19 protein-coding genes are annotated in these 22,893 nt (G+C 70.7%); 11 read left to right on the top strand and 8 right to left on the bottom strand.

What is annotated here, in order from left to right:
- Window positions 1-37: 37 nt before the first annotated feature.
- Window positions 38-757 (bottom strand): nuclease-related domain-containing protein, encoded by a 720-nt coding sequence (locus GGD89_RS11535; RefSeq protein WP_184045365.1) that lies wholly within the window; start codon window positions 755-757, stop codon window positions 38-40.
- 206 nt (window positions 758-963) lie between these two features.
- Here GGD89_RS11535 and GGD89_RS11540 point away from each other — a divergent pair, with 206 nt between their 5' ends.
- Complete coding sequence (locus GGD89_RS11540) at window positions 964-1,488, top strand: response regulator (RefSeq protein ID WP_184045367.1); 525 nt, start codon at window positions 964-966, stop codon at window positions 1,486-1,488.
- Window positions 1,489-1,540: 52 nt separating this feature from the next.
- On the opposite strand, the gene GGD89_RS11545 is transcribed toward GGD89_RS11540, so the two are convergent.
- The 6 genes from GGD89_RS11545 to GGD89_RS11570 form a co-directional block, all read right to left on the bottom strand.
- Complete coding sequence (locus GGD89_RS11545) at window positions 1,541-3,103, bottom strand: peptidoglycan -binding protein (protein ID WP_184045369.1); 1,563 nt, start codon at window positions 3,101-3,103, stop codon at window positions 1,541-1,543.
- A 60-nt stretch (window positions 3,104-3,163) separates the two neighbouring features.
- Complete coding sequence (locus tag GGD89_RS11550; RefSeq protein WP_184045371.1) at window positions 3,164-4,348, bottom strand: flagellar motor protein MotA; 1,185 nt, start codon at window positions 4,346-4,348, stop codon at window positions 3,164-3,166.
- A 67-nt stretch (window positions 4,349-4,415) separates the two neighbouring features.
- Window positions 4,416-5,939, bottom strand: a complete 1,524-nt coding sequence (locus GGD89_RS11555; protein ID WP_184045373.1) for an OmpA family protein — start codon at window positions 5,937-5,939, stop codon at window positions 4,416-4,418.
- A 271-nt stretch (window positions 5,940-6,210) separates the two neighbouring features.
- Entirely contained in the window at window positions 6,211-7,632 is a 1,422-nt protein-coding gene (locus tag GGD89_RS11560; protein ID WP_184045375.1) for an SLC13 family permease, read from the bottom strand.
- Window positions 7,633-7,904: 272 nt separating this feature from the next.
- The gene (locus GGD89_RS11565) at window positions 7,905-9,701 is read right to left on the bottom strand and encodes a vWA domain-containing protein (RefSeq protein WP_221238433.1); all 1,797 of its coding nucleotides are present in this window, start codon (window positions 9,699-9,701) and stop codon (window positions 7,905-7,907) included.
- Window positions 9,702-9,859: 158 nt separating this feature from the next.
- Window positions 9,860-10,480, bottom strand: coding sequence for an SAM-dependent methyltransferase (locus GGD89_RS11570; protein WP_184045377.1), 621 nt, complete (start codon window positions 10,478-10,480; stop codon window positions 9,860-9,862).
- A 190-nt stretch (window positions 10,481-10,670) separates the two neighbouring features.
- Here GGD89_RS11570 and GGD89_RS11575 point away from each other — a divergent pair, with 190 nt between their 5' ends.
- The gene (locus tag GGD89_RS11575) at window positions 10,671-12,155 is read left to right on the top strand and encodes an efflux RND transporter periplasmic adaptor subunit (protein ID WP_184045379.1); all 1,485 of its coding nucleotides are present in this window, start codon (window positions 10,671-10,673) and stop codon (window positions 12,153-12,155) included.
- Window positions 12,152-15,355 carry an efflux RND transporter permease subunit gene (locus GGD89_RS11580; protein ID WP_184045381.1) on the top strand — a complete coding sequence of 1,068 codons (3,204 nt, stop codon included), beginning with the start codon at window positions 12,152-12,154 and terminating at the stop codon, window positions 15,353-15,355. The genes GGD89_RS11575 and GGD89_RS11580 overlap by 4 nt, the downstream gene beginning before the upstream one ends.
- Here GGD89_RS11580 and GGD89_RS11585 read toward each other — a convergent pair.
- Window positions 15,330-16,037, bottom strand: coding sequence for a DUF938 domain-containing protein (locus GGD89_RS11585; RefSeq protein ID WP_184045383.1), 708 nt, complete (start codon window positions 16,035-16,037; stop codon window positions 15,330-15,332). The genes GGD89_RS11580 and GGD89_RS11585 overlap by 26 nt on opposite strands.
- Window positions 16,038-16,222: 185 nt before the next feature.
- On the opposite strand from GGD89_RS11585, the gene GGD89_RS11590 reads away from it, so the two are divergent.
- From GGD89_RS11590 to bfr, 8 genes are all read left to right on the top strand, one after another.
- Window positions 16,223-16,678: a tellurite resistance TerB family protein gene (locus GGD89_RS11590; RefSeq protein ID WP_184045385.1), complete on the top strand. Its 456-nt coding sequence runs from the start codon at window positions 16,223-16,225 to the stop codon at window positions 16,676-16,678.
- Window positions 16,679-16,823: 145 nt separating this feature from the next.
- Window positions 16,824-17,162 carry a ferredoxin FdxA gene (gene fdxA, locus GGD89_RS11595; RefSeq protein WP_184045387.1) on the top strand — a complete coding sequence of 113 codons (339 nt, stop codon included), beginning with the start codon at window positions 16,824-16,826 and terminating at the stop codon, window positions 17,160-17,162.
- A 796-nt stretch (window positions 17,163-17,958) separates the two neighbouring features.
- The gene (locus GGD89_RS11600; protein WP_184045389.1) at window positions 17,959-18,456 is read left to right on the top strand and encodes a CarD family transcriptional regulator; all 498 of its coding nucleotides are present in this window, start codon (window positions 17,959-17,961) and stop codon (window positions 18,454-18,456) included.
- A gap of 157 nt (window positions 18,457-18,613) precedes the next feature.
- On the top strand, window positions 18,614-20,257 hold the full coding sequence (locus tag GGD89_RS11605; protein WP_184045391.1) for a lysine--tRNA ligase: 1,644 nt from the start codon (window positions 18,614-18,616) through the stop codon (window positions 20,255-20,257).
- A gap of 36 nt (window positions 20,258-20,293) precedes the next feature.
- Complete coding sequence (locus tag GGD89_RS11610) at window positions 20,294-21,040, top strand: class I SAM-dependent methyltransferase (protein WP_343058587.1); 747 nt, start codon at window positions 20,294-20,296, stop codon at window positions 21,038-21,040.
- On the top strand, window positions 21,037-21,696 hold the full coding sequence (locus tag GGD89_RS11615; protein ID WP_184045394.1) for an O-methyltransferase: 660 nt from the start codon (window positions 21,037-21,039) through the stop codon (window positions 21,694-21,696). Before GGD89_RS11610 ends, GGD89_RS11615 begins: the two co-directional genes overlap by 4 nt.
- A 250-nt stretch (window positions 21,697-21,946) precedes the next feature.
- Window positions 21,947-22,144, top strand: coding sequence for a (2Fe-2S)-binding protein (locus GGD89_RS20635; protein WP_184045396.1), 198 nt, complete (start codon window positions 21,947-21,949; stop codon window positions 22,142-22,144).
- A 241-nt stretch (window positions 22,145-22,385) separates the two neighbouring features.
- Window positions 22,386-22,880, top strand: coding sequence for a bacterioferritin (bfr, locus tag GGD89_RS11625; RefSeq protein WP_184045398.1), 495 nt, complete (start codon window positions 22,386-22,388; stop codon window positions 22,878-22,880).
- Window positions 22,881-22,893: the final 13 nt, after the last annotated feature.

Raw genomic sequence — 22,893 nt, forward strand, 5'->3', positions numbered from 1 at the left:
AGGGGGCAACAAGCGGGGGGGGGCGAGCAGGCGACGGTCAGGACTGGGACAGCATGACCAGGGTCAGGAAGCCGCCGACCACCAGCGCCATCAAGCCACCCCGGCCGCGTTCGTCAGCCATCACCTGGCGCAGGGTCCGGCGCAGGAAGCCCCACACACCGCCGGGCGCGGCCAGGCTGGCGACGCGCAACGCCTCCCACGCCTCGGTGACCCGGGTGTTCGGCGGCGGGGCCGTGCGGGCGGCCGCGCGCAACTCGTCCATGAACTCGTCCAGGGGCGACACCCCGTCGGGCCGCCCTCGCGGAAACCGGGTGTTGCGCGGCACCACCACCTGTCCAGTCAGGGCGGGCGTCCTGGTCCCGTCCTCGCCCTTGTCAGGCAGGGCGCGGCGCACCGCCTCCATGGACTCGTCCAGGCGCTTCAGCGGGTTCCCGAAATGGTAGCGCTCCAGTCCCAGGTCCTGGCGCCAGGTGTTCCCGCGCGGGCCACCCACCAGGCGCCCGCCGCGCATCACCGCCTCCAGCACCACGAACCCGGTGGGCAGACGCACCACGTGATCCACCTGGCACAGCACCCCGCGCGCGCCCGGCAGAACCACGTCGTTCAGGGCCGGCAGGCCGGCGCGCCGCAGGGCCCGCGCCACCCGGCGTTGCGCCCCGCCGTGGCGCAGCCAGGGTCCCAGCGTCATGTACAGGCCGGACATCACCAGGGAGATGGCGACCACCCAGACCAAGAGCCACCAAAGAGGTCCCTTCATCGCGTGAAGCAACTCTGGATCCATGACGGCGCGCCACCCTCCCCTCGCCCATAACCGGCCCGACGCCGCCGGTCCCCCGGACCCGCGGCGTGATCTCCAGGACGGACCCGTGTAACTGGCCCCACCGCGCGGTGGGTAGCGCGACTTGACCGCCCGGTCCCATCCTGGCCATTCTTCCGCAGCCAACGGACACTCACGGAGGTCCGATGTCCCTGGATTTAAGCCAGTTCTGCATTCTGGTGGTGGACGATAACCCCCACATGCGCCGCATCGTCAAGGAAATCCTGCGGGCATTGGGTGTCGGAACCATCAAGGACGCCACCGACGGCGCCGATGCCCTGAAGATCATGCGGGTGATCACCCCCGACGTCATCATCGCCGACCTGGACATGAGCCCCCTGGACGGCCTGGAGTTCACCCGCATGGTGCGCACCGGCAAGGACAGCACGAACCGCTACGTGCCGATCATCATGCTGACCGCGCACAGTGAGTCCTTTCGCGTCGTCCAGGCCCGTGACGCCGGCGTCACCGAGTTCCTGGCCAAGCCCATTTCGGTCAAGCGCCTGAGCCTGCGCCTGGAGGCGGTCATCAAACGGCCCCGGGTGTACGTGCGGACGCGCACCTTCTTCGGGCCCGATCGGCGCCGCCGCACCGCCGATCCCCAGCGGCTGCCCCATGGGGAGCGCCGGCGCGGCGGTCCACCGCCGGACGACACCACCGGATCGTCGTGATCCGGAGGGTGTCTGGCGCTCGGCGCTCGGCTTTCGCCCCTCACCCCCCGACCTAGCGCTGGTCCAGCTTCAACTCGATGCGGCGGTTGCGGGCGTGGGCCTGCTCGGACGTCCCCTCGACCTCCGGCCGGTACTCGGCGAAGCCCGCCGCCGCCAGCCGGCTCGGCGGCACGCCCTGGCCGATCAGGAAGCGAACCACCGAAATGGCGCGGGCGGCCGACAGGTCCCAGTTGTCGGCGAAGTCGGCGGTGCGGATGGGACGCGGGTCGGTGTGGCCATCCACCCGCAGCACCCAGTCGATGTCGTCGGGGAACTCCCGCGCGACCTCCAGAAGGGTGCGGGCGAGGTTCTCCAGGCTGGCGCGGCCCTCGGGTCCCAGTTCGGCCTCGCCGACACCGAACAGCACCTCCGACTGGAACACGAAGCGGTCGCCCTCGACCCGCACGCCCTCGCGATCGCCCAGCACCTCCCGCAGGCGGCCGAAGAACTCCGACCGGTAGCGCTGCAACTCCTGCACCTTGCTGGCCAGGGCGGCGTTGAGGCGCTGGCTGAGGTTGGCGATCTGCACCTGCTGGGCCTCCGCCTCCGCCTCCTTGGCGTCCAGCAGGTCGGCCAGCCGGGCCAGTTCGGCCTGCACCGCCTGCAACCGCTGGCTCAGCAACGCCACCTGGGCGCGGGCCTGCTCGGAGACGCGCTGCTCCTCGGCCAGGCTGCCCTGGGTCTCCGCCATCTGGCTGTCCAGGTCGGCGATGCGCGCCTCCAGTTGATCGCGCAAGGCCTCAAGGGCGGCCAGATCCTGGCGCAGGCGCACCAGGTCGGCCAGCCGCGCCTCCAGGGTCTCGCGGTCGGTCCGGACCGTCTCGTTGGCGGCCTCCAGTTCGGCCCTCAGGGCCTCGCGCGCCTCGGTCAACCGGGCGATCCGCTGCTCCAGGCGCGCGAGGTCCGCCAGCCGCGCCTCCAGGGTCTCGCGGTCGGCCTCGATGGTGGTGTAGGCATCGGCCAGGTCCGACGACAGGCGCGCGTTCAGGGCCTCTAGGCGTGCCACCTCCTCGGCCAGGGCCTCGCGGCGCGCCGCCAGATCCTCCAGCGTCCGCGCCCGCGCGGCCGCGTCGGCCTCCAGGGCTTCGATGCGCCGGTCCCGGTCCTCCAGGTCGCGCGCCTGGGCCGCCGCGCGCGCCAGGGCGGCCCGCAGGCGCGCCGCCAGATCCTCGCCGCTGGCCTCCAGCGCGGCCACCTCCTGGCGCCGGCGCTCCAGCAGATCCCGGGCGTCGGCCAGTTCCCCCTCCAGGGTTTCCGAGGCCCGGGCGGCGCCCAGAAGGGATTCCCAGCGGGCATTGGCCGCCTGAAGATCGCCCGACAACTGCGCCACGTCGGCGCGCAACTCGGCATTGGCGCGGCGCTCGATGGACAGCAGGTCCTCGTACTCCGAGACCATGTCGCGCAGGCGGGCCAGCGCGGCGTCGCGGCCGCTCAGCGCCTGTCCCAGGAAGAACTGAGCCAGCACGAAGACCATCAGCACGAACATGACGATGATCAGCAGCGTGGCCAGGACATCGACAAACCCGGGCCAGATGTCCGGTGATCCGCCGCCACGCCGTCGACTGGTGGAAGCCATGAAGCGCGATCCCCGTCTGCGTGAGCGTAAGCGTGAGCGTGAGCGTCCGCGCGCCAGCCCCTATTGAGGCGGGCGCTGGTGCGGATCGGTCATGCCGGCGGCGACGGCGATGGTGCGGGCCAGCATCTTGATCTCGCTGCGCAGGTCCTTGATCATCTGCTCGCGTCCGCCGCTCATGTCGTTGGCGATGTAGGTCACGGCGCCGTCCAGATTGCGCAGATGCCCCAGCGTGGCATCGTCCATGGCGGCGCCGCCCTTGGCCTCGGTGGCGGCGATCAGGCGCTGCATCAGCGGCCGCAGGTCGGCGTGGCTCTCGGCCAGCTTCAGCAGCACCGCCTGCTCGGTGCGCATCTGGTCGGCCAGGGCGGCCAGGGTCTCGGTCATCTGCCGCAACTGGGCCTGGGTGGCGATGCGGCCTTCCTCGCCCCGGGCGATGGTGCGCTGAAGGTCGTCCAGGCTGTCGGCGGTCTGCTCCAGCAGCGCCTGGATATAGGCCGGGACCGAGCCGCCCTCCATGTCGCCCACGCCGCCCCCGGAGGACAGGCGGGTGAGGCCGGCCAGCCACTCCTCCAGGTCGTTCAGGAAGGTGTTCTGAGCCCGGCTGGATTGCAGGTCCAGGAAACCCAGGATCAACGAGCCCGCCAGCCCCAGCAGCGACGACGAGAACGCCGTGCCCATGCCCGACAGCGGCGCCTCCAGCCCGGTCTTCAGGTCGTCGAAGATGGCGCCGGGATCATCGCCGGTGATGGTCAGGTCGCGGATCACCTGGCTGATGGAGCCGACCGTCTCCAGCAAGCCCCAGAAGGTGCCCAGCAGGCCCAGGAAGATGGCCAGGCCGATGAAGTAGCGGGACAGGTCGCGGGCCTCGTCCAGACGCGAGGACAGGCCGTCCATCAGGGAGCGCATGGCCGGCACCGAGATCGAGAAGCGCCCCCGGCCAAGGGACTTCTCCTGATGCTCGGTCAGCATCTGCGCCATGGAGGACAGCAGCGGCGGCGGCGGCTCGGTGGCCAGGCCGATCTCGCCGGCCCGGAACCGCTCCACCCAGGCCACCTCCGGCTCCAGGCGCAGCACCTGACGGAAGTTCAGCCCGATCCCGAACAGCACCACGAAGACGATCAGGCCGTTCAGGGCCGGATTGGCCAGGAACGCCGAGGCCAGCGCCGGGAACAGCAGGCCGCAGACCGCCGCCACGGCGACCACGAACAGAAGCATGCGGATCAGAAATCGGCGCGGCCGACTCATGGACGCCCCTCCAAGTGGGTCTCGCCGATGGCGCGGGCGGGCAGCGACAGGGGCACGGACGCGGCTCCTAGCGTTCCACCGTGATCAGGTCCACCCGGTCGGCGGCCCCGTCTCCGGCCTGGTCGCCCCGGGCGCGCACGTCGATGCGGGCGTTCTCGACGCCCCGGTCGAGCAGGTAGGCCCGGACCTCCAGCGCCCGCGCCAGGGAGGTGCGGCGGGCCTCATTGGGATCGCCCCCGCCGTCGGCGTAGGCGAAGACCTTGACCTTGGTCCGCGCGTTGCCGGCCAGCGTGGCCGCCACGCGGTCAAGCTGAGTCCGGGCATCGTCGGGCAGGGTGTCGGAGTCCGCGTCGAACATCAGGCTGACGGTCCCCCCGGTCGTCACGGGACCATCGCCAGGGACCGGTCGGGCGGCGACCTGAGCCTCCGCCGGGGTCTCCGTGGGGGCCTCTGCGGAGGCGGACGCATCCGCCGCCTCGGGCGCGGAGGGGGCGGCGGGCACCGGCGGCGCGCCGGGCGGCTCCACGGGAGCAACGGCGCGCGGCACGGCCGGCGTCTCGGCGGGGCGGTCCGGCGCGGCGGCCGGAGTCTCCGCCGGCGCGGGCGCGGGCGCGCTCGGCGGCCGGGTCATGGGCGAGCCCGGCAGGGTCATGGGCGGCGGCAGCGGATCGATGCGGCCATCCATCCCGGCCATCAGCCGCGTGGTGCCCGCCGACAAGCGCGTGGATCCCGCCCCGGATCCGATCCCCGCGACGCGGGACGCCGGACGGGGCGGCGCGGCCGGCTTGGGCGTAGCGGCGACGATGGCCGGCGCGGGCACCACCACGGCGATCTCCGGTTCGGGATCGGGGGCCGGCTGCGGCGCGGGCGCGGGCACCGGGGCCGGCGCGGGATCGGGCGCCGACGCGGCCAAGGTCATCGGGGCCTCGGCCGGCTCTTCCGCCGGTTCGTTCTTGGGGGATTCGGCCGCCGGCGGCGGGTCTTCGGTCGCGGCGCGCGTGCTCAGCGGCGCCGGCGCCGACCCGGTCGGCACATCCGGTTCAGGGGGCGGACGGGCGACGGCGACATCGGCAACCTCGGCGGCCTCGGGCGCGGCGGTGGCGGGCGGCGGGGTCGGCGCGGCCGGTGGCGGGTCGGGCATGTCCGGGTCGCCCGGGGGCGGACCGGCGGGAGCGGCGACCGGCGCGACCGGCGTGGGCGTGGGCGTGGAGACGGGCGCGCGCGGCGCGGGCGTGGACGCCACACGCGGCGCGACCGCCGGAGCGGCCATGGGGGCCGGCGCCCGTCCCCCGACGATCACCGGCGGCGCCATGCCCGGCGGCAATGTCAGGCGCGAGCGCGGCATGCCCAAGGGGGGCAATTGCAACGGCATGCCCACGGTGGGCGGCGGCGCATAGCCGCCCGGCTGCGCCACACCGCCGCCCCAGGGCGCGCCCACCGCCTGCGGGCTGGAAAAGGCCGGGTTGATGAGCACGCTGGGCAGCTTGTCCTGGGCGCGCGCCGAACCGGCCGCCGCCCCCGCCACCACGGCCAGGGCGACGGTCAAGGTCAGCGCCGAACACGCCGGGAGGGGTCGTCGCGGGGCACGCATGGGTGGTTCGTGTCCTTTTCCGCTGGCCTCCGGATCAGAGGATCCGTGATCCGATGACCGTGGCCAGACAAGAGTGGCCAAACAACGGCGGCCCAAGAAAGCAGCAGGGCGGGCCGAGTCCCGGTCGATCCAGAGACGATCCGGCCGACCCGTTTGCCCTCAAGCACCGTATATCACCGATGGCGGCAGGGGCAAGACGGCACGAACCGGCCCGCCGACCCGGCCTCGCGCCGGGACACGGTCGCCGCCTGGATGGCGCCATCGGCCTCTGTCAGGGCACCAGTCCCAGGAACCGCCACCACACGTAGTCGATCGGCCACAGCATCACAATGGTCAAGCCCGCCGTGATCAGGCACATGCGCGCCATCTCCCGCGCCGGCAACCCCCCCAGTTGCATGGCCACGATCAGCGGCGGCGCCTGGTAGGGCAGCAGCACCGTGGAAAAGCCGATCACCTGGGTCATGGCCACCGCCTCCAGGGTCCAGCCGGTGGCGGCCGCCACCGGCGGCACCAGGGGGGTCATAACCGGCGGCACGCTGGGCTGGGTCGCCACCATGCCGACCAGGGTGGACAGGACCGACAGCACCCCGAAGGTCCGCGCCGACGCGTCCGGGGCCAGCGGCACCACCGCGAGCACGGCGTCCGAGAGCCAGGCGCCCAAGCCGCTGTGATCGACGATCACCCCCATGCCGACGATGCCGGCCACGTAGAACACGGGCTCGAATCCCATGGATTGGAGCGGGCGGGGCTTGAGCAGCCCGGTCCCGGGAAACAGGCACCAGACGGCGACCAGCAGCCCCACCCAGGCGGCCCCCAGGCCGTGCCACACGTCCGTGGCCCACAGCACCACGGCCACCAGCAGCACGGCCGCCAGGTGGCGCCCGGGACCGGTCAGCCGAGTGTCGTCGTCGTTTTTGTCGGCGGCGGCCGGCGCGCCCTGATCCCGCGCCGGGGTGTCCCGGTACAGCAGGATCAGCACCACCATCAGCAGCCCCACCTTGAGCGCGCCCAGCACCGGAAAGTGCAGCAGCAGATACGCGCCATAACTGGGCGCCGTGCCCAGCAGGGCCTCGACGGTGCCGACGAATACAGTATTGGGCACGTTGGCGGGCAACACCGTGAACGCCGGCAGGAAGGTTCCCAGCACCCCGGCCAGCAGGATCCCCAGCGCGCCCCGGCTGGTCTCGGGGTAGCCCAGGCGCTCGGCCAGGGCGCGCAGGATGGGCAGCATCAGCACCACGCGCCCCATGGCCGAGGGCATGACGACGGTCATCGCCAGACCGAACAACACCACGCCGATGATCACGCGGGGGAAGGCTCCGGCGACCAGCGGCGCGACCAGCCCGGCGAGGCGATCGCCCAGCCCGGTGTGGCGGATGGCCGCCCCGATGACGATCCCGGCGATGGTCAGCCAGACGGCGGACGACGCGAAGCCGGAGAGCGTGACGGCGGGCGGCGCCACCCCGGCGACGATGCACAGGGTCAGGAACACCAGGGCCGTCAGCCACTCGGGCAGGCCGCCGCTCGCCCACAGGCCGATGGCCAGGACCACCACCACGGCCGCCCGGGCCTCGGCCGTGCCGGCGACCCCGGAAAACAACAGCAGGCAGGCCAGGGCGATCGCCCCCAGGGCCAGGCCGTGGCGGGTCGGGCGGACGGACGAACGCCCTAGGATGGCCAGACGGGATCGCATGCAATCCTCTCGTGTGCGCGGCGGTCAATTGACAGGACTATCGCGCCGCGAGAGGAAGAGGACAAATGACGATGTCCTCATGTCGCCAGGTCTGGTCGCACACTCGACACATCGTCTGCACGGCCGGAGCCACGGCGCCGGATCGGCGATTGCCATGTGATGGATGTGACAGTGATTTCGATCCAGGTGGGCTTTCGATCCGGGCGGATGGTGGCGGCTCGTGTCCGTCCGCCGGGATCGAAGAGGCACGGACGGCCCCTCCCATGGAGGGATCAGCGCAGGGCCATGGCCTGGGTCACCAGATCCACGAAAGCCCGGCGGTGCCCATGGGGATCGTCGCCGATGGCGCCGGTGGCCAGGTCCAGCACGTCGCCCAACCCCAGGTCGCCCACCGAGGGGTCACCGCGCAGGATTTGGGCCAGCCCGGCCACGGCCACGGCGAAGCGGGTGTCGTCGTCCTGCCGGGCCAGGGGCGCGCGATCGGCTTCGGTGACCGGGCGCTCCATCAACCGCGAGGCGGTCTCGCCCGGCGCCTTCCAACGGATGCGCAGGTGGGCGATCTCCGCCTCCCGCCCGGCGGCTGGGGCCACCGAACCGGTGTCACCATAGCGCCGCGCCGGCAGTCGCAGGCCGGCCGAGCCGGGCGCGGCGATCTCGTAGATCGCGGTCACGGTGTGGCCATCGCCGATCTCTCCGGCGTCCACGGCGTCGTTGGCGAAATCCTCCTCGCGCAACAGCCGGGTCTCGTAGCCCACCAGCCGGTACTCCGCCACGCGGGCGGGGTTGAACTCCACCTGGACCTTGACGTCGTCGGCGATGGGCTGAAGCTGTGCGTCCAGCTTCTCCACCAGCACCCGGCGCCCCTCCGCCAGGGAGTCCAGATAGGCCGCCATGCCGTTGCCGGCCTGCGCCAGGCGCTGCATGGTGCGATCGTTGTAGTTGCCCCGGCCCACGCCCAGGATGCTCAGATAGACGCCGGTCTCGCGCTTGCGGGCCACAACGTCCTCCAGGCGGCCGTCATCGACCACGCCGAGGTTGAAGTCACCGTCGGTGGCCAGGATGACGCGGTTGATGCCGCCCCGGCGAAAGCTCCGCTCGGCCAGGTCATAGGCCGTGGCGATCCCCTTGGACCCGGCCGTGCCCCCGCCCGACGCCAGATGACCCAGGGCGGTGCAGATGGTTCGTTTGTCGTCGGCCGGGGTCGGCTCCAGCACCACCCGGTCGGCACCGGCGTAGATCACCAGCGAAACGACGTCGCGCCCCTCCAACTGATCCACCAACAGCGCCATGGAGCGCTTGACCAGCCCCAGCCGGTCCGGCCCGCGCATGGAGCCGGAGACGTCGGCCAGCAGGACGATGTTGGCGTCGGGTCGCCGGCTCCGGTCGGGCGACCAGCCGCGAACGCCCACCACCATCACCTCGCGGCCCGCTCCCCAGGGCGAGGGCATGACGTTGACCGAGGGCGCGAAAGGCTCCGCCGCCGTGCGCGGACGCGGATAGGCGTAGTCGAAATAGTTGACCATCTCCTCGACGCGCACGGCGTCGCTGGGCGGCCGCACCCCATCGCGCAGGAACCGGCGCACGACCCCCATGGAGGCCGTGTCCACGTCGGCGGAGAGGGTCGAGACGGGCTGATCGGCGACGCGGACGACCCCGTTCGGGGCCACGTCCGGGAAGCGATCCCGCTCCACGTCGGGCGGATAGAGCGTCGGCACGGAACCGCCGTTCGGGTCGGGGGCCGGGGGCGCGACCGACGGCGCCGGCATGGCCTCCATGACCGCCGGGGGGGGCGCCAGGGGTGGCGCCGCGCCGGTCAGGGCATCGCCGATGGCCCCCACGGCACCGCCCGGGCGCATGCCCTGGCCGGGGCTCCGACGCGGGCGATAGACGCCGTGGTCCTGGCCGATCTCCGCCTCGATGCGCTCGACGATGCTCAGGCAGGTGTCGCCGGCGGGCGCCGGCGGCTCGTCCGGCATGGCCCGCGCAGCACTCGGCATCACCGCGAGACCAGCCACGATGGCGATCGCCACCACCGGCCGCCCGGCCCGCTCCATGGATATCCGCCCCATCTCCGACGATCCCCCTCATGCCCTGGCGAAGCCACGCGGCCGACTGCGGCCGGCCGGCGCGGCGGGTGGTCAGGGGTCAGGACACCTGGGAAAGCCGCCGAATTGATGGCGCCTTCGTGGTCAACCCGGGGTCATCGCCGGGCGCGGACGATCCGTCCTTACGCCATGCGTTCCCCCACCAACCGGATGGTGTGCCCGACCCTGTCGTGGCCGGTGTCGAGGTCGACGCCGGGACCCAGGGCGACCTCACCGTCCTCCAGCAGATCGAAGGCCAGCAAGCCCTCGAAATCAGCCCTCAGGGTGGCCTGATCATAGAGCATGGAGGCGACCGACGGACCGCCGGTGCCGTGGCGACGCTGCTCGGGGTGGAAGGCCTCCAGGATCAGCACGCCGCCCGGCTTCAACGCCCGGGCCATGGCCCGATTGACGGCCGGCCGGGTCTCCGGCGGCAGATGCAGGAAAATGCTGACGACGGCGTCGCAGGCCGCCCGGGGCCAGTCCCACGTGACCAGGTCGGCGCGGGTGGCGCGCAGGCTCACGCCCCGGTCCCGGGCCAGCCGCGCCGCCTTCCGAAGCGCCACGGCCGAGCCGTCGACGGCGTGGACGGTCATCCCCTGTGCCGCCAGCCAGACGCCGTTGCGGCCCTCGCCGTCGGCCACGGCCAGAACCTCCATGCCGCGCGCCAGGCGGTGGCGCTGAGCAACCAGGAAGGCCGATGGCTCCAGGCCGAAAAGATAGCCGGGTGTGTCGTAGCGCTGGTCCCAGGCGGTTTGAGTCATGTCATCCCCTCGGTGATGGGTCACAGTGTACCCTTGTTCGGGCCCGGCGACCGACGCGGGCGGTCATACTTTGTCACCGATTGGATATAGTGGCGTCATCACTCGCGCCCATGGTCGCCGCGTGCGTCCCCATCGCGCCGGCCCGCGCCCTGTACCCCCTCTCCTCCCCGCTCCCCCGGAGACTCGCCTCATGCCTGGTTTCGTCGCCCGCCACTGGCGCAAGACCCTGATCGTGCCGCCCATCGCCCTCGGTGTGGCGCTGATGGTGGGGATGGCCAGCGGCAAGGCCCCGCCGCAGCGCATCGAGGCCGCCGAATCCGCCCGCCCGGCCCGCGTCATCAGCGTTCCCGCGGTGGACCTGCAACCTCGGGCCACGGGTTTCGGCCAGGTCTCGCCGGAGCACGTCTGGCAGGCCGTGGCCCAGGTGGCCGGCCGGGTGATCGAGGTCCACCCCAACCTCAAGCGCGGCGCCATCCTGCCCAAGGGGACGGTGGTGGCGCGCATCGACCCCACCGCCTACGAACTCACCCTGCGGGAGCGCGAGGCGGACTTGCGCGAGCTGGAGGTGCGCGAGGAGAACACCCGGGCCTCCATCGCCATCGAGGAGCGCGCCCTGGCCCTGGCCAGCGCCGAGGTGGACCGGCAGCGCCGCCTGCGCCGCAGCGGCACGGTCGCCCAGACCACCCTGGACCAGGCGGAAAAGACCCTGCTGGCCACCGAACAAAGCCTTCAGAACCTGCGCAACACCCTCAACCTAATCCCCGTCGAGCGAGCGCTGGCCCAGACCCGCCTGGACCAAGCGCGCCTGGACGTGGACTACACCACCATGACCGCCCCCTTCGCCATGCGGGTGTCGAAGGTCGACGTCACGCGGTCCGAATTCGCCACCGTCGGCGCGGTTCTGGCCGAGGCCGACAGCATCGCCGTCGCCGAGGTGGAGGCCCAGCTCACGTTTCAGGAACTGGCGCCGCTCATGCACGACGTCACACCGAGCACCATGCGCGAGGCCGTGAGCGAGGACCGCATCGGCGCCGCGCTGGACGTGGACGCGATGGTCCGCCTGCATGCCGGCGGCGCGGTCACACAGGTGGTGGAATGGCCCGCGCGGCTGGTGCGGGTCTCCGACACCATCGACCCGCAGACCCGCACGATCGGCGTCATCGTCGTCGTCGAGGGCAGCTACCGCACCGCCCGGCCGGGGGTACGTCCGCCGCTGGTGAAGAACATGTTCGTCGAGGTGGAACTGCGCGGCCGCCCGATCCCCAACGTGATCGTGGTGCCGCGCCTGGCTCTGCACGGGGGATACGCCTATGTGCTGGACGACGAGGATCGCCTGGTCAAGCGGCCCGTCCGGGTGCATGCCCTGCAAGACGACCTGGCGGTGATCGCCGAGGGCCTGGCGGAGGGCGACCGCCTGGTGATCTCCGACCTGATCCCCGCCGTCGCCGGCATGCGCATCGACCCGCGCCCGGACAAGGCCGAGCGCGACCGCCTCATCGCCGCCGCCGAGGGCCGGTCAGAGGACACCGCCCCGGACGCCACCCTCGGCATGCCCTCCGGCACGGCGTCCCGACCCGCCCTCCAGGTCGAGCCCGCGGCTGAACCCGACGCCGAGCCCGATGCCGAGCCCGATGCCGAGCCCGACGCCGCGCGCAGGCCGGAGGCCGGCCGATGATCGCCTTCTTCGCCCGTCATCCCACCGCCGCCAACCTGATGATGATCGGCATCCTGGTGCTGGGGCTGTCGGCCCTGCCCAGCCTGCAACGCGCGACCTTCCCCACGCTGGCCCTCGATCAGGTGCAGGTGTCGGTGGTCTATACGGGCGCCACCGCCGAGGAGGTGGAAGACGCCATCTGCCAGCGGCTGGAGGACGCCGTTTCCGGCATCAACGACCTGGAGGAAACCACCTGCGAGGCCACCGAGGGTCTGGGCGCCCTGACCGTGGAAATGCGCGAGGGCGCCGACATCGCCATCTTCGAGGCGGACATCAAGACCGAGGTGGACGCCATCGACAGCTTCCCCGACGACGCCGAGGACCCGGTGGTGCAGACCCTCGGGCGGACCGACTTCGTCGCCTCGGTGGCCATCACCGGGGACATGCCGGCCACGCACCTGAAGGGCTACGCCGAGGAGGTCAAGAACCGCATGAACGAGGCCGGCCTGGGACAGGTGGACATCACCGGCTTCTCCGACCGGCAGATCCGCATCGAGGTGGGCACCGAGACCCTGCGCCGCCACGGGCTCAGCCTCGCCGACATCGCCACCCTGATCCAGCGCCAGAGCCAGGACCGCCCGTCGGGCCGCATCGAGACCCGCACCGGCGAGGTGATCGTGCGCTTCGCCGACGAGCGACGCTCCGTCGCCGCCTTCCAGAACCTGGTGATCGTCGCCGGGTCCCAGGGGGGCGAACTCCGCCTGGGCGACATCGCCACCATCACCGACCGCTTCGAACTGGACGAGGAGAAGGTGCTGTTCAACGGCCAGCGCGCCGCCCTGCTGGACATCACCAAGACCCGCGCCGAGGACACGCTGACGGTCATGGACCGGCTGACGACCTTCCTGGAGGACGAGCGCGCGCGCGCCCCCGGCGGGATCAGCCTGACCGTGACCCGCGACAGCGCCAGCATCGTGCGCGACCGCCTGACCATGCTGCGGGACAACGGCATCCAGGGCCTGGGAATGGTCTTTCTGATGCTGTTCCTGTTCTTTTCGCTGCGCTTCAGCTTCTGGGTGGCCATGGGCCTACCGGTGTCGTTCATGGGCGGCCTGTTCCTGATGAGCGTCCTGGGCCTGACCATCAACATGATCACCATGGTCGGCCTGCTGATCGCCGTCGGCCTGCTGATGGACGACGCCATCGTCATTTCCGAGAACATCGCCCACCACCTGAAACGCGGCAAGGACGCGTACTCCGCCGCCGTCGACGGCGCCCGCGAGGTCATGCCCGGGGTTGTCTCGTCGTTCGTGACGACGGTCTGCATCTTCGGCGCCCTGGCCTTCCTGGGCGGAACCATGGGGCAGATCCTGCGGGCCATGCCCATGGTGCTGCTGCTGGTGCTGGTGGTCAGCCTGGTCGAGGCGTTCCTGATCCTGCCGCACCACCTGGCCCACTCGCTGGAGAAACACAGCGAGAAACCGCTCGCCGGCTGGCGGCGGCGGTTCGAATCCGGGTTTTCCTGGGTGCGCGAGCGCGGCATGGGCCGACTGGTGGACGCGGCCATCGCCTGGCGGTACCTGACGCTGGGCGTACTGCTGCTGCTGTTCCTGGGCAGCCTGTCGCTGATCGCCGGAGGCATGGTGAAGTTCCGCGCCTTCCCGCATGTGGACGGCAACATCGTCCAGGCCGAGATCCTGATGCCCCAGGGAACGCCCCTGGACCGCACCGAGGCCGTGGTCGCGCGCGTCGTCGAGGCCATGGACGAGATGGGGACCCGCCTGTCCGAGGACCTTCCGGAGGCGACGCACGCCGCCATGGCGACCCAGGGCGCGGCCCCGGTGGGCGGCGATCTGATCCGTAACACCATGACCCTGCACGCGGTCAACAGCAGCGCCAATGAAAGCGGCGCCCACGTGGCCACGGTCGGCATCGACCTCGTGGACTCCGACATGCGCCCGGGCCTGCCCTCGACGGTGATCTCGGCCGCCTGGCGAGACGCCGTGGGCGAGGTGCCCGATGCCTTGTCCCTCAAGTTCGGCGAACGCACCATCGGGCCCGGCGGCCAGGACATCGAGATCCGCCTGAGAGGCCATGATCTGGAGGCCCTCAAGGCCGCGTCCCTGGACCTGCGCGAGTGGCTGGAGGGCTACGCCGGCGTGCACGACGTCATGGACGACATGCGTCCGGGCAAGCCCGAGGCCCGCTTGCGTCTGCGCGATGGCGCCAGCGCCCTTGGGATCCGCGCCGACACCGTAGCCCAGCAGATCGCCGCGGCGTTCCAGGGCGTCACCGTGGACGAAATCCAGGTGGGCGACGAGGCCTACGAAATCGACGTGCGCTTCACCGAGGCCGACCGGGACTCCCTGGCCGACCTGGACGGCTTCATGGTCACCACCGAGGCCGGCGAGACCATCCCCCTGCCCAACGTGGCAGTCATCGACAACGCGCGCGGCTGGGCGCGGATCAACCGGGTGGACGGCTGGCGCACCATCACCGTGATCGGCGACGTGGACGACGCCGTCGCCAACGCCTCGCAGATCGTCGCCGACACGCGCGCGACCTTCCTGCCCCGGTTGCTGGAGCGTCATCCCGACGTCCATCCCGACGTCGAGGGCCAGGCGGCGGAAGTGGCCGAGACCATGGGCACCATGCGCCGCAACATGCTGGTCGGCCTGGTGGGCGTGTTCCTGCTGCTGTCCTTCCAGTTCCGCAGCTACGTCGAGCCCATCACCGTCATGGTGGCCATCCCCATGGCGCTGATCGGCGCCATCCTGGGCCACCTGGCCCAGGGCCTGGAGATGTCCATGCCGTCGATGATCGGCCTGGCCTCGCTGGCCGGCGTGGTGGTCAACGATTCCATCCTGCTGGTGATGTTCATCAAGCAGCACCGGCTGAACGGCGGATCCGCGACCGAGGCCGCCGCCCAGGCCGCGCGCGAGCGCTTCCGGCCCATCCTGCTGACGTCATTGACCACCATCATGGGGCTGACCCCGTTGCTGGCCGAGACCAGCTTGCAGGCGCAGGTCATGATCCCGCTGGCCACCAGCCTCGCCTTCGGCCTGACCTCGGCGACGGTGCTGGCCCTGGTGCTGGTGCCGGTGGTCTATGTGATCCTCGACGACCTGGGCCTGACCCGCCGGGTGCGGCCCGAGGATGTGGGCGCGGCGGGGAATCGGGGGGCGGCGGCGGCGGTCACACCCCGGCCTTCCGAAGGATGACCGACAGGTTGTTGGCGGGCATGGCGACGGTCTCGACCAGGATCAGGCCGTGACGGGCGGCCTCGTCCACCACGGCCTCCAGGTCGCGCACCCCCCAGGCGGGATCCTGGCGGCGCAGGCTGGCATCGAAGGCGGCGTTGCTGTCGGCGGTGTGGCGGCCGCCGACGCGGTACGGACCGTAGAGGTACAGAACACCGTCGACGGGCAGCGCCGCGCCGGCCTCGGCCATCAGCGCCCCGGTCACCGCCCACGGGGCGATATGGACAAGATTGATGGCGGCCATGGCCGCCACGCCCTCCACGGCGTTGGCCGGCCAGGGCCGGTCGGAGACGTCCAGCAGGACCGGCGCTTCCACCCGCGCCGGCGCCGCCTCGGCGAGCAGGGTGGCGGCGGCCCGGGCGCTGGGTTCGTCCCCGTCGCTCGGACGCCAGGTCCAGCCCGCAGGCAGCGCCGGCCCGAGGGCGGCCGCGTGCTCGCCGGAGCCGCTGGCCAGTTCCAGCAGCACACCGCCGCCCTCGGGCAGCACCCGCGTCAACACGGCGCGAATCGGATCCCGGTTGCGGGCCGTCGCCGGATAGTGGCGGCGGGCCTCCGGCGGACCGGGCTGGATGCGGGGGGCATGGCGCGTCCCGGGCCGCGTGATCGGGGCGACGGTGGCGGGGCTGGACTCGGATGGGGGCATGGTCGGATGTGTGCTCCTGTGGGATCGCGCGCGGTGGGTTCGAGGCGCCCGGTGACCCTTGGAAATGGGGCGTCCCCGGAGCGGTTTCGAGGGCTTGCGAGTCATCCGCGCCAGTGCTTAAGTGCTGGCGTGCCTTGCGCCCGATTCTTCCCCCTTTTTTTGCGCGCCCCGCAGGTAGGCTCTCCATGCTGGACTCCTTGAAGAAGATCTTGTTCGGCGACGAACAGAAGCCCGACGTGTCCCCGGAACACGAGGTGCAGTTCGCCGTCGCGGTCCTGCTGGCGGAAGCCGCCACCATGGATGGCGCCATCGACGACGCCGAGACCAAGCGCATCCGTGAGTTGCTGGTAACCCACTTCGGCCTGTCCCTGGCCGAGGCCGCTCAACTGATGGGCGAGGCCGACGCCGCCCTGGCCAACCGCGTGGAACTCTACGGTCCGTCTCGCGTGCTGAAAGACGCCCTGGACTATCCGCAGCGTATCGAATTGATCGAGATGTTGTGGGATGTTGTCTATGCTGACGGCGTCGTCCATGACTACGAGGCGAACCTGATGCGCCGCCTGGGCGGCCTGCTCTTCGTCGATGACCAGGACAGCGGTACGGCCCGCAAGCGCGTGCTGGAGCGGCGAGGGCTGGCCTGACCGGGACAGCGACGATGACAACGATCGAACATTGAGACGATCAACGATTTAGACGATTGACCGTTGAGATAAAGCAAACGGCGGCGCGATGGACCGGTCGGCGGTTCCGCGCGTCACTGGACCGACACGATGGAGCTTCGTTCCCATGACCTACGTCGTCACCGAAAACTGCATTAAGTGCAAGTTCCAGGACTGCGTCGAGGTGTGCCCCGTGGACTGCTTCTACGAGGGTGAGAATTTTCTCGTCATCAATCCTGACGAGTGTATCGATTGCGGTGTCTGCGAGCCGGAATGCCCGGCCGAGGCCATCTTTCCGGACTCCGACGACCGCGCCACCGGTTGGCTGGAGATCAATCGGGACTTCTCCGAACAATGGCCGAACATCACCCGCAAGGGCGATCCCCTCGCCGATGCCGACGACTGGAAGGACAAGCCCGGAAAGAAGGACCTGCTGAGCGACAAGCCGGGCGTCGGCACCACCTGAGCGCCCGCGGCGACGGGGCGGTCTCCCCATCGGTCGCCTCTTTCGGTCGCTCCCCCTCCCTCGCAAGGCTCTGCGTCGGGCATCCCGCCCAAGGATCTCCGTCGGGAAAAGGGGCGCCGACGTGCCCCGGTCTCGCGGCCGGCGGCGCCGCGGTGACCCGGCGGGACCCCAGACACGGAACGCTCCGCGGTGCCCCGAAGACGGGACGCCGTGTCCTGGCTTGGGCATACCGCGCCTGCGAGATTCACCTGTGAAATTGTGAACGTTTGTGGTAACACTGTGGGCATCCGTCAGTCCCTTGAGGAGGATCGGGTGGTCTTGTTCGTGCCGGGTGGGGAACCGTCCCGAACGGCATGGCGGCCACGGTTGACAGGGGTATGGGTGCCGGAGTGTGGGGGTCGGGCGTGTCGGACCGGGAACGTCGGTATGGAGGACGTTCGGTCGCGGACACCAAGCCTCGGCGCCCTGGTCCGCGAACCTTGGCTGGTTTGACCTCAGCCGGTGGTGCGCGGGAAGACGGCTTCACGAGACCAGACGCAGACGAGGCGCTCAGGGCCGTGGTGACGGGGTCTTGCGCTCTCCAAAGGTCTTCGGTTCCGCGAACGGAGGCCGGGGAGAGTGTGTCCCTGGGCCGGACGGTCGGTGCCGACGGGACCGTTCGTTCAAGCCTCCGTCCGGCGACCGTGTCCGACAGCCCCGTCCTGCGCGAGCCATGCCCGTCGACCACACTGTCGGCCCGGGTGGGCCGCGTCGGGCACTCCCAGCAGGGGCCTGGACCAACAAGACGAGTGAGACGATGACCAAAAAGGCGGCATTTTCCGTTGGCGATCACGTGGTGTATCCGACCCATGGCGTGGGCCTCATCGGGGGGATCGAGACCCAGACCATCAGCGGCATGGAGTTGGATCTGTACGTCATCGCGTTCGAGCGCAGTCGCATGACCCTGCGCGTGCCCGTGGCCAAGGCCACCCGCTCCGGCCTGCGCAAGCTGTCCAGCAAGCAGGAAATGCAGACCGCGTTGAGCACCCTGAAGGGCCGCGCGCGCGTCAAGCGCACGATGTGGAGTCGCCGCGCCCAGGAGTACGAGCAGAAGATCAACTCCGGCGACCCGGTGTCCATCGCCGAGGTGGTGCGCGACCTGTTCCGCAGCGCCTCCCAGCCGGAGCAGTCCTACTCGGAGCGTCAGATCTACGAGCAGGCCCTGGAGCGTCTGGCCTGCGAACTGGCGGCCATCGAGTCCATCGAGCCCGACGCCGCCTCCCAGAAGGTCGAGAAACTGTTGTCGGCGGCCTGACCCGGGTCGCCCCGCCGTCCGGGCTCGGCCCGCCGCATGCCGCCGCGCCGTTCTCAGACGGCGCGGCTTGTTTTTTGCGCCACGGCCGCCCGGTGTCTCGCCATCCCCCTCGCGTCTCCGATTCGATCCGCATAGCCCTGTTCAGGAACGCCGCGTCATGCCTGCCTCGTCCCGTTCTCACGCTCCCGGCGACGCCGATGCCCTGCGCGCCGCCGCATTCGAAAGCACCGCCTGGCCCTTTCAGGAGGCGCGCCGCCTGCTGACCGACCGCCTCAAGGGCGCGGCCCCGGCCAAGGGCTATGTCCTGTTCGAGACCGGCTACGGCCCGTCCGGCCTGCCGCACATCGGCACCTTCGGCGAGGTGGTGCGCACCACCATGGTGCGGCGCGCCTTCCAGTGCCTGGCGCCGCACATCCCGACACGGCTGTTCGCCTTCTCCGACGACATGGACGGCCTGCGCAAGGTCCCCGACAACATCCCCAACAAGGACATGGTGGCCGAGCATTTGGGCAAGCCGCTCACGCGCATCCCCGACCCGTTCGGCACCCACGAGAGCTTCGGCCATCACAACAACGCCCGGCTGCGGGCGTTCCTGGACTCGTTCGGCTTCGACTACACCTTCCAGTCGGCCACCGAGTGCTACACCTCGGGCGCGTTCGACGAGGCCCTGTTGTCGGTCCTGCGCCATTACGACGCGGTCAAGGACGTGGTGCTGCCGACGCTGGGCGCGGAGCGCCGGGCCACCTACGCGCCGTTCCTGCCGGTGTGCCCGAGGACCGGCCGTGTCCTGCAAGCCCCGGTGCTGGAGACCGCCCCGGACGCCGGCACCCTCGTCTACCAGGCCGAGGACGGGACCAAGGTGGAGACTCCGGTCACTGGCGGCGCCTGCAAGCTGCAATGGAAGGCCGACTGGGGCACGCGCTGGCATGCGCTGGGCGTGGACTACGAGATGTCCGGCAAGGACCTGATCGACAGCGTGCGCCTGTCCAGCCGCATCTGCACCATCCTGGGCAGCACGCCGCCGGTCAGCCTGACCTACGAGCTGTTCCTGGACGACAAGGGACAGAAGATTTCCAAGTCCAAGGGCAACGGCCTCGCCGTCGAGGACTGGCTGAAGTACGCCAACGCGGAAAGCCTGTCCCTGTTCATGTACCAGAAGCCCAAGGCGGCCAAGAAGCTGTACTTCGACGTCATCCCCCGGAACGTGGACGACTATCTGTCGCACCTGGAGGCGTTCGAGAGGCAGGATGCCAAGGGGCGCCTGTCCAACCCGGTCTGGCATATTCACGACGGCCGGCCGCCCCGGGAAGAGGCGCATCTGTCGTTCGGGATCCTGCTGAACCTGGCCGGCGTCTGCCACGCCGAGGATTCGGCCGTCCTGTGGCACTACATCAGCCGCTACGCCCCCGGCGCCACACCGGAAACGGCCCCGATCCTGGACCGGCTGGTCGGCCATGCCCTGGCCTACTACCGTGATTTCGTGTTGCCGGCGAAGCGCTACCGGCCGGCCACGGCGGCCGAGGCGCGGGCGCTGGAGGATCTGCGCGCGGCGCTGGCCGAGGCTCCCCCCGAAGCCGATGCCGAGGGCCTGCAAACCCTCGTCTACGAGGTGGGCAAGCGCCATGGCGACACGGTCGGCGACCTGAAGGGTTGGTTCAAGGCGCTCTACCAGATCCTGCTGGGCCAGGACCAGGGGCCGCGCATGGGCTCGTTCATCGCCCTCTATGGTCGCGCCGAAACCCTGGTCCTGCTCGACCGCGCCATCGCCGGGGAGGATCTGAGCGCAAGCGATGGCCCCTGACCCGCGTCCCCAGCCCCCCGCGCGGTCCCGGGACCGGTGATCGCGCCGCCGCCCCATGACGCGGCGGCCCACGCCGCCTTCATCCGCGGCCAGACCGCCGTGGCCACGGCCCCCCTGGTGCCCGAACTGCGTCTTCACCTGGCGACCGAGGTCACGCCGCTGTGGCAGGCGACCGAGGCGCTGATGCGCGACACCGGCCTGGAGCCGCCGTTCTGGGCCTTCGCCTGGCCCGGCAGCCAGGCCCTGGCGCGCCTGGTGCTGGACCGCCCGGACCTGGTGCGCGGCCGCCGGGTGCTCGACTTCGCCGCCGGATGCGGACTGGCGGGGCTGGCCGCCGCCCGCGCCGGAGCGGCATCGGTCCTCTGCGCCGACGTGGACCCGCTGGCGGTCGCCGCCATCCGCCTGAACGCGGCCCTCAACGGCCTCTCCCCGCGCGTCGCGGTGACCGTGGCGGATCTCCTGGCGGCCGACGGCGTGCCCGCCGAACCCCATGCCCATCTGGGGGACGGGGCCGTGATCCTGGCCGGAGACGTGTGCTACGAGCGCGCGATGGCGGATCGGGTCACCTGCCTCCTGGTCGCCCAGGCCGACGCCGGCGCTCATGTGTTGCTGGCCGATCCTGGCCGTGCTTATCTTCCAGACTCACGACTGAAGGTTGAGGTCCGGCTGAGGGTTCCTACATCTTTGGAGCTGGAGGACCGCGATGTTCGCGAAACCACGGTCTACCGGCTGCGTGCCGGCAGCGATGCGACCTCATCCCAGACGAAGGAGACCCCCTCATGACCGCCGTGCCGCCCCTGCCATCCATCCTCACCGACTACATCCGTGACCGGGGCATCGAGGAGCCCGCGCCGCTCGCCGACCTGCGCCGGGCGACCGAGGCCATGGAAAACGCCAGTTGGGCCAGCAGCGCCGAGCAGGCCGCCCTGCTGGCCTTCCTGGCGCGCCTGGTGGGCGCCCGCAACACCCTGGATATCGGCACATTCACGGGCTACAGCGCCCTGGCGGTGGCCTACGCCCTGCCGCCCGACGGCGAGGTGCACGCCTTCGACACGTCCCCGGACCTCGCGGACTTCGCCCGGCGCCACTGGGACGCCGCCGGCCTGGGCGAGCGCATCCACCTTCATGTCGGCCCCGCCGCCGACAGCCTGGATGCCCTGCTGGCCCAGGACCGCGCCGGGACGTTCGACATGGCCTTCATCGACGCCGACAAGCCGGCCTACCCCGGCTACTTCGAACAGGCGTTGCGGCTGGTGCGGCCGGGCGGGCTGATCGCCCTGGACAACATGCTGTGGCGGGGCAAGGTGACCGATCCCGAGACCACCGACGACAAGGCCGTCGCCCTGCGCGCGCTGACCGACCGGATCCACGCCGACAGCCGGGTCGATGCCTGCCTGGTGCCGATCCGCGACGGCTTGCTGCTCACGCGGGTGCGCTGACCGGCCGCCGGCTCGCGTGCGGGGCTCGGACCTCGGCTCGGCACGCTTCGCTCGCGCGGGGTGATACCAGCGGCGGATGAGTGTGACTCATCCGCCAAGCGATCCCGGCCCACTCCCCCACCCCACCACCCCAAGCATACTGTCGTGGGTAGCCGGGTGGGCCGGCCATCATGAGAATGGTTTGCATTATCGCCCTTCGATGCCTATGATGGGAGGCAGGATCGGAATCATTGGCCTTGAAGGGTGTCCCATGTACGTGTGCAACTGCAAAGGTCTGCGGGAAAATCAGGTCCGGACCTCTATCCAGGCGGGCGCCCACAAGGTGGCCCAAGTCTTTCATGCCTGCGGAGAGAGCCCGCAATGCGCCCGCTGCGTCCATCGGATCGTCACCCTGATCCGCGCGGAAGCGCCGCGCACCCGCCGGGACGACGTGTCCCGTCACGCCTGATCCCGTGACGGGTGGCGCGCCCGCTTCTCCCGGGCAGATTTTGTCGGCGGTCGGTGAGGCGGACCGTTGACGCCCGGCTCCGGTCGAAGCCCTGGCCTTTTTCCCTGACCAGCCCTACCATCGGCCCCCGACGCGGCTTACATGCCGGATCGGACGCGGGTCCGCGCGCGTGCGTCATCGACCTCCCCAGACACGCGAACAGACACTGACTCACACCGACCACCGCCTCGGAGAGACAGGCATGAAGGGTGACAAATCCGTTCTGGACCTGCTGAACACGGTCCTGACCAACGAACTGACGGCCGTCAACCAGTACTTCCTGCATGCCCGCATGCTGAAGAACTGGGGGTTCCTGCGGCTGGCCGACACCGTCCATCACGAGTCCATCGAGGAGATGCAACACGCCGATCTGGTCATCGAGCGTATCCTGCTGCTGGAAGGGCTGCCCAACCTCCAGGATCTGCACACACTCAGCATCGGCGAGACCGTGCCCGAGTGCCTGAAGGCCGACCTGGCGCTGGAACACGGCGCCCACGAAACCCTGGTGACCGGCGTCGCCCTGTGCGAGGCCAAGCAGGACTTCGTCAGTCGGGACCTGCTGCGCGGCATCCTGAGCGATACCGAGGAGCATATCGACTGGCTGGAAACCCAGGTGCACCTGATCGAGCAGGTGGGCGTCGGCGGCTACCTGCAAGAACACATGTTCGGCGGCGAGGGTGACAACGGCGCCGCGTAGGCCGTCCGATCGC

This window comes from Roseospira visakhapatnamensis (assembly GCF_014197915.1).
GTDB lineage: Bacteria > Pseudomonadota > Alphaproteobacteria > Rhodospirillales > Rhodospirillaceae > Rhodospira > Rhodospira visakhapatnamensis.